6 protein-coding genes are annotated in these 7,195 nt (G+C 62.3%); 3 read left to right on the top strand and 3 right to left on the bottom strand.

Annotated elements, in window-relative coordinates:
* Positions 1-122 precede the first annotated feature (122 nt).
* On the top strand, positions 123-629 hold the full coding sequence (locus tag ACVV2G_RS08860) for a hypothetical protein (protein WP_453842056.1): 507 nt from the start codon (positions 123-125) through the stop codon (positions 627-629).
* On the opposite strand, the gene ACVV2G_RS08855 is transcribed toward ACVV2G_RS08860, so the two are convergent.
* Complete coding sequence (locus ACVV2G_RS08855; protein ID WP_453842038.1) at positions 571-1,377, bottom strand: IS5 family transposase; 807 nt, start codon at positions 1,375-1,377, stop codon at positions 571-573. The genes ACVV2G_RS08860 and ACVV2G_RS08855 overlap by 59 nt on opposite strands.
* A gap of 491 nt (positions 1,378-1,868) precedes the next feature.
* Between ACVV2G_RS08855 and ACVV2G_RS08850 the strand changes: the two genes are divergently transcribed.
* Positions 1,869-3,743, top strand: a complete 1,875-nt coding sequence (locus tag ACVV2G_RS08850; RefSeq protein WP_453842037.1) for an NACHT domain-containing protein — start codon at positions 1,869-1,871, stop codon at positions 3,741-3,743.
* Between the two features lie 618 nt (positions 3,744-4,361).
* On the opposite strand, the gene ACVV2G_RS08845 is transcribed toward ACVV2G_RS08850, so the two are convergent.
* Together ACVV2G_RS08845 and ACVV2G_RS08840 are read right to left on the bottom strand one after the other, a co-directional pair.
* Positions 4,362-5,243 carry a hypothetical protein gene (locus ACVV2G_RS08845; protein ID WP_453842036.1) on the bottom strand — a complete coding sequence of 294 codons (882 nt, stop codon included), beginning with the start codon at positions 5,241-5,243 and terminating at the stop codon, positions 4,362-4,364.
* On the bottom strand, positions 5,240-5,647 hold the full coding sequence (locus ACVV2G_RS08840; protein ID WP_453842035.1) for a RusA family crossover junction endodeoxyribonuclease: 408 nt from the start codon (positions 5,645-5,647) through the stop codon (positions 5,240-5,242). The genes ACVV2G_RS08845 and ACVV2G_RS08840 overlap by 4 nt, the downstream gene beginning before the upstream one ends.
* 635 nt (positions 5,648-6,282) lie before the next feature.
* Between ACVV2G_RS08840 and ACVV2G_RS08835 the strand changes: the two genes are divergently transcribed.
* A complete protein-coding gene (locus tag ACVV2G_RS08835) occupies positions 6,283-7,116 on the top strand; it encodes a PIG-L family deacetylase (RefSeq protein ID WP_453842034.1) in 834 nt (277 codons plus the stop codon).
* Positions 7,117-7,195 lie beyond the last annotated feature (79 nt).

The following is a 7,195-nucleotide window of genomic DNA, read 5'->3' as shown; positions in this document are numbered from 1 at the left end:
AGAGACCGTTCTCTTTCCGAACCTCGTGTGACGTCTTCGCTGGTCAGGCATGAAGTAGCAGCTGCTGCGGGAGCCTGGGCTTGTTGCCGGGCGAGATGTCGTGGAGGTAGCGGATGCCGTCGATGCGGGCGGTTCTGGAGACGCGGCAGAAGGCCGCAGCCGCGCAGGTGAAGGACCTCGAAGCCGAGCTGGAACGGGTGCGGGCGGCTCTGGCGGAGGCGGAGGAGGTGCACCGGCGCCGGGTGATCGGTCTGGAGCAGTATCTGGAAGCGTTGGCCGAGGAGAACGCACCCGCCGACGGGGCCGGCGAGGTGCCGCGGAGGAAGGCGGTCGGGCCTCGCCGGGCGGTGCCGCACCGGCGACACGCGAGTGGGGTGGCGGAGTTGTCGCCGGACTACCAGGCGTTGATGGCCGCCGCGGTCGATGCGGGAGGCGACGGGCTGGGTGCCCGGCGGGCGGCGGTGGTGCTGGGCTGGGACAGCGCGTCCGCCTCCCGCGTCGAAGGGGCGAGGGCCCGGCTGAAACGGCTGGTGGAACGGGGCTGGCTGGTCGAAGCGAAACCGGGCAGGTTCATGCCGCCCGCGCCGCAACAGGCTCCTGACACCGGGCGGCCAGGCGGCGGCTCATGAGCATGGTCATCGACCACAGGATGACCGCTTCGCTGGTGTCGGTGCGCCGCTCGTAGTCCCGGACCAGGCGCCGACTGCGCAGGCACCAGGCGAGAGACCGTTCCACGACCCAGCGGCGGGGCAGGACCTGGAAGCCGCGGATGTCGTCGCTGCGGCGGACGATGTCCAGGACGACGCCGAGCTGCGTTGCGCTCCAGTCGACGAGGTGGCCGGTGTAGCCGCCGTCGGCCCACACCCGTGCCAGCCGCCCGAAGCGGCCCCGGGCCGCGGGCAGCAGGAGGCGGGCGGCGTCCCGGTCGGTGGTCGACGCCGGGGTGACCAGCACTGCCAGCAGCAGACCGAGCGTGTCGGTGAGCAGGTGCCGCTTGCGTCCATTGATCTTCTTGCCCGCGTCGTAGCCCCGCGAGGTGAGGGCGACGGTGGCGTCCGCCTTCACCGACTGCGAGTCGATGACCGCCGCACTCGGCTCCCGGTCGCGTCCCTCGGCATCACGGACCGCCTCGCGCAGCCGGTCATGCAGCTCGGCCACGAGTCCCGCGTCCCGCCAGCGGGCGAAGAAGGCATACACCCGCGGCCAGGGCGGGAAGTCCGACGGCATCGCCCGCCACTTGATGCCGTTGTCGACGAGGTAGCGCACCGCGTCGATCATCTGCCGGTGGCAGTAACCCTCCGGCCGCCCGCCCCGGCCGGCCAGCCATCCCGGAACCGGCAGCAGATCCCGCACTGCTGCCCACTCGGCATCGCTCATGTCCGAGCCGTACCGGGGCCGGCGCCCCGGGCGGTCGGCCGCATTCCCGAACCTGTGGGCGAGACAGTCACACCCAGGAGTGGACGGACTGGACCCGGCCACTGCGACCACGCGACACTTCGACAACAGGGCCTCTTGCTCCTCGCTGGACTCGACATCCGCGAGCTACCAAGAGGCCCTTCCTTCATGTCCGAACACCCGACAACTCACCCGATCCAGCACCCTGTTCGAGCCCCGGCCGAGCACCCGCACGGATAGAGAACAGCCAGTTAGGCAGCCACTTTGGCGCGAGCCTCGAAGATCATGGCCCCAACGTCGTGCTTTACCGGGCAGGTCCACAGACTGCCCGCCGCGCCGCAAGCTTACGGGGCCATGATCACTCGCGCCAAAGCAGCTCCAGCCCAAAGCCGTTCCGCCGACCTCGCTGGCCTTGTGCGAGCGGATGTGGGCAAACAGCCGCCGTACACGCGCGCATACGTCACTATTGACCCATGAGCCGCAACTATCTAGCGACAGCGCATTCTTATGCCCGGCATCTGTACGAGATGACACGCCATGAAGCTACTGGTTTCGTTGCCCCCCAGTTGCAGTCACTAGTGAATGGCGAGAGCGCGAATACGCTGACAGAGTTCCTCCTAAAAGACGGAGTGCTTTTCCAGGGCGAACCAGGATCAGGAAAAACATACCTTCTCAGGTATTTGGTCGCGGAGCAAGCTCAAAATTACCTGAACGGCATCACGGCAACAATTCCCATCCTCATACAAGCGAATCGACTTTCACCTTCCGAGCGAAAAGATGTCGTCTCATGGATTGCCCGACAAGCCCACCAGCAAGCACAAAGCGGCATGCTCAACTCGGGCCCAATTAGAGACGCTATCCGAGAACAGAATGCACGGATCTTCGTTGACGGCTTAGACGAAATTGTAGACCTGTCGCTCAGAGTATCGATAATGGAGGCGCTATATCAGCTGATTGAGGAGAATGAAGGGCTGTCACTGATTGCATCCGCGCGGAACTTTTCTAGCCTTCCAGAACGCCTGTCCAGAAGACTAGAACCGTGGACAATTCTGCCGTTCAATGAAGCAAGACTGATCGAACTACGAGCTCTGCAGCTTGGGAGGTACGACGACAGCCAACAGGTTAGCGACTCCCGAATCCTGAAGGAAAGTCAAGGGAATCCGCTAATCGCAAGCCTCCTATTCACCTATGCAACTGAAAAAGAATTCAAACTCCCCAAGAGCAGAGGGAAACTCTTCGAGGATATTACGCACGCTATCTTCTTTCGCGAGCGCGAACGCACGACCAACGCTCCCTCGGTTCAAGCGCTGGAGACGGGGCATGAGATCATCGCTGCCACCTTGGCAGTGAGCAACCTTCCTTACATCTCCGCGAGAATGGCTAGGTCTCTGCTCAATTCCGACGCGCAATGGGCCCTGACAGAGGAAGAGGCGGATTTCCTTTTGTCTTACGCGCTTCAGCGAGTCGGCATCCTTAATTCACCTACTGAAGGGCACATAGGTTTCGCACACAGAGCTTTCTATGATTACTTTGTCGGCAGGCTATTGGCTCACAATGTCAACGCATCCGATGGCTTCCTCCTGCCTGACCTCGACCAGCCGCTCCTTATTGCGACAGGACTCGCCGCCGACCCAATACCAGTTATCACATTCGCCTACAGGCGCAAAGCACTTAAGCTGGCTGCAAGCTGCTGTAAAGAATTGGAAAACCCGCAGGGCGCCCGCGAACACTTGGTGAATCTCGTATTGGGCGAACTTGGTTCCCAATTTTTGCCCACATTGCGCGAAATCCTCAAGCTCGACAGCCTCGACTCCAAACCTCTTGAGGAACAGCAGCCGGAATCAGGGAGTTCTGACGCAGATTTCTACACCGCCCTTCAGGAGAGGTGGGTGTCACTCCCCAGGAAGGGCGCTACGGCAAACGACAGAGGCCGCTCCTGGGAGTCATTCGCAAGGAAACTATTCGGCGCGCATTTCAAGGTGATTGAAGCTCGACATCATCACCGAGTTGGCGAGATCGACCTGATTTGCGAAATGAAGAAAATTGACCCGTTCTGGGTTTACCACGGAGGAGATGTATGGGTCGAGTGCAAAAATACAGAAGATAAGGCGACCATCGAACAAGTGAATACTTTCATTGGAAAGCTGGTGGGATCGCGTTGGAGGATAGGGTTCTTTCTTTCCACTTCCGGATTTACCCGAGACGCGGCGAGGCGCATGAGGGAGGCTGCCGCAAGCTCCACCAGCCCACTGATCGTTCCCGTAACAGGTAATGACATTCAACAGCTCATCGCAAACCGCACCGACCTCTCAGAGTTTTTCAAAGATTGTGTGCGAAAAATTGCCTAGCCATGCTTGAGAAGAAATGGGCGTGAACAGATGCTCATTCTGCGGCTGACCAGACGGTCTATGGGAGCCTTGCAGTGGTTGCGTACAGCACCGCACCACAAGCGCACCAGAATGAGCGGGGAACCTCGGTGCAAGCAAGCGAGCCCAACAGGGCGCCGCCAGCCCGTTCGTCCAGGTCAGCACCCAAGCTGGCTTCACATGATCGCAGCTTCCCAAGCTGAGGGCTCATGCATCGTCGTCACGGATCGGCCGGCGCGGCTTGCGCTGGTCGACGCATGGCAGCGTGGCTGAGGCCGGTGGGGGTGCATCGAGGCATACGCGTGCGTGGTCGGTCGGCGCACCCGCCGTCGTGGCGGACTGTCGTCGGCCAGGCTCAGACCGGGCGCGTCGAACGTGCCGGCCGTCGTGCGAGCGCGGCAAAGCTGGGCCGTCCCTGGGCCGCCCGAGGTTGCTCAACAGTGGCCAAGGACGACCAACGACGACCACCAGGCCCACCAGGCCCACCGCCCCTGAGCAGCGAAAAGGAAGGTCCCCAAGATCCCCGGCAAGACTCAGGGCAAGAAGAAATCTCTTGCCTTATCCATTGAGCCTACGCCGACCTAAACCCTCGCCAAACGGTCAGTAAACGCCTTTCTCGACCCACTCATACGCCTCCGACTGGACGATTTTTACGGCTTCTTCGATATCGTCGGGTGAGGCGTACGGGAACTTCTCCGCGAGCACTTCGTGAGCATCATACGGGCCGCCGAGGACATACTGATATCCGCCCTCGCTCGAAACGTACGGCACCCCATTTGCAGGATCTTCGTAGTGCTCGAAAAACCAGTCAACCATTTGATCAATGGAGACGTAGCGAGCATCAGCGAGCCGTTCAGCCATGGTTGCCAACTCTTCTACCATGCCAAACGAAACCGGCACGTCGATTCCATGTGAAATCGAATTCCTTGCCTGCCGAGCCGAATTCAGTTTGCTGAAGTTTTCTGGACTTAGCAACCCTAGACTCGTCAGCTCCGCGAGCCCTGGGCGGTGATGCCGCGCATACTGTTCGCGCAGCTCAGGGGTACGTTCCACCAGCCGCGAGATAGCCCCCTCAAGTGCCGCATACGCGAGGAGAAGACCGGCTGCTTCGTCATGCTTGGCAATTTGAACAGCCCGATGAGCAAAAGACTCTACAGCCCGCTCTTCCGGAACTGTCGAATCCTCTCCAATCCACACCATTTCGAACCGCCAATTTTCCTTGGATTCGGAAATGGTGGAGAAAAAGGCGAGAGAGTCCTTAACCTCATCAGACAACGCGGAGTCTGGCTGTCTCTGGGCAAACTCGACAATGACAACCTCGTCGCCACGCCGAGCAATCAGATCAGGAACCGCCTCAACTCGCCCTCCGACGAGCTCTGAGGCCTGTTCGTCGCTCAGCACTTCGAACCCGTCCCGCCGCAGTTCAAGTACCTTCTTGCGACGTGCGTCCTCCGCTACACCGAGCGTGTGCCTAATGTTCATGGCAGCTCCTTGTGGTCGGGCGCAAGGTCGATCTTCACGTGCACGAAAGGTCCGTCAGAGATGAATCCCTCTGCCAGGGCTGGGCTCATGCCTTTGACCACGAAGGCATGAGCGAGATCTCGCTTGGATCCTCGTACGTCGGTCACGTACTTGTCGTCTTCCAGGGCGATCCCGATCAGCGCGTCCTGGATCGGCTTCAGCATGTTGTCGACATCGAGGGCGTCGCCTTCGAAGAAGTAGGTGATGGTGACCTGAACGGGGACTGCGAGCGGTGTTTCACCGGCAGGCCAACGGGATGTCGCAGCTGCGGCGACGGCCGTCTTCCACCGAGCTCGCGTCGAGCTCTTCGACTGGACTGATGCGGGCACTCCATGCACCACGCAGTCCCAGGGCAGTGTCGCCATGCAGTGACAATACCAAGGTCGTACGACGCACCAGTGTTCAGTGAGGCAGGACAGTGGCACGATCGGCGCGACGAGTCGGGATGCACCGATACGACTGCGGACGGCAGCCGCGAGGGACATCGGGCACCTGGCATCCACGGCTCGCACCGAGCCAAGAGGAGCGGCGGGGTGAGTGTCTAACTGCGTGACAACGCCCACGCACATCGGTGGACAAGCGCGAACACCTACGGACTGCAAGTGTAGGTGAGAGCCACACCAGCCCAAGGCACAGCCCCATCCCAAGTTGCTTCGGGACGAAGAGGTCGTGGGTTCAAATCCCGCCACCCCGACAGTGAAGTACCAGGTCAGGGGCCTGATCCGCAGCGCGGGTCGGGCCCCTGAGTGGTTCCTGGGGAGCCGTCGGAATCTCCCGCCCGGTGCCGAACGGAAGCCGGATACGGCCTGGCGCTGAGACGTGCGGCCGCGCCGGGAACAGCGGGTCCGGCCGACGCTGTTGTATCGGCCGAGGGACGGCACTGCACGGCGGGGGACTCGGGGACCACAAGCTCGTCTGCGCCGACAGGGTCCGGACCCGGAATCGCGGTACGCCCGCCGCGCACTCGGAGCAAGACGTATTTCTGCAGGAGGACTGCTTGATGACTGACCGGCCCTTGACGCTCATGGCGGTGCACGCCCACCCCGACGACGAGGCCACCGGAACCGGAGGGGTCCTCGCGCGGTACGCGGCGGAAGGCATCCGCACGGTTCTCGTGACGTGCACCGACGGCGGTTGCGGTGACGGGCCCGGGGGTGTCAAGCCGGGCGGTCCCGGGCACGATCCGGCGGCCGTCGCATTGATGCGCCGTCAGGAACTCAAGGCGAGCTGTGACGTCCTGAAGGTCAGCGATCTGGAAATGCTGGAGTATGCCGACTCCGGGATGATGGGCTGGCCGAGCAACGACGCCCCCGGATCCTTCTGGCAGACCCCCGTGGAGGAAGGCGCGGCCCGACTCGCGGAACTCATGCGGCACTACCGACCTGATGTGGTCGTCACCTATGACGAAAACGGCTTCTACGGCCACCCCGACCACATCCAGGCCCACCGCATCACGATGGCGGCGCTGGAGACGACCGCGCTGACACCGAAGGTGTACTGGACCACGATGCCCCGCTCGGGGATGCAGCGGTTCGGGGAGATCATGCGCGAGTTTCATCCGGACATGCCGGAGCCGGACCCCGCCGAGGCCGCCGCGATGGCCGAGATCGGCCTCCCCGACGATGAGATCACCACGTGGGTGGACACCACCGCGTTCAGCGGTCAGAAGTTCGACGCGCTGGCCGCGCACGCCAGTCAGGGCGAGAACATCTTCTTCCTCAGGATGGGCAAGGAGCGGTTCGGCGAGTTGATGGGCATGGAGACTTTCGTACGTGTCCAGGACGCCACCGGCGCGGACGTACCCGAGAACGATCTCTTCGCCGGCCTGCGCTGATCCACATGTCCGGAGCGGAGCCCTGAGGAGCGCAGCCGGCGCCAGCCAGTGCGGAATCAGCCCGGCGGATTCGGGCTGA

This window comes from Streptomyces sp. JK94 (assembly GCF_053613315.1).
This window is presented reverse-complemented; position numbering and strand designations above follow the sequence as displayed.

What these genes read in the sequence shown, in the direction of transcription:
- ACVV2G_RS08835 (WP_453842034.1), top strand. Translation starts at nt 6,283, where the DNA reads ATGACTGACCGGCCCTTGACGCTCATGGCGGTGCACGCCCACCCCGAC.
- ACVV2G_RS08855 (WP_453842038.1), bottom strand. Translation starts at nt 1,377, where the DNA reads ATGAGCGATGCCGAGTGGGCAGCAGTGCGGGATCTGCTGCCGGTTCCG.
- ACVV2G_RS08860 (WP_453842056.1), top strand. Translation starts at nt 123, where the DNA reads ATGCGGGCGGTTCTGGAGACGCGGCAGAAGGCCGCAGCCGCGCAGGTG.
- ACVV2G_RS08840 (WP_453842035.1), bottom strand. Translation starts at nt 5,647, where the DNA reads ATGGCGACACTGCCCTGGGACTGCGTGGTGCATGGAGTGCCCGCATCA.
- ACVV2G_RS08845 (WP_453842036.1), bottom strand. Translation starts at nt 5,243, where the DNA reads ATGAACATTAGGCACACGCTCGGTGTAGCGGAGGACGCACGTCGCAAG.
- ACVV2G_RS08850 (WP_453842037.1), top strand. Translation starts at nt 1,869, where the DNA reads ATGAGCCGCAACTATCTAGCGACAGCGCATTCTTATGCCCGGCATCTG.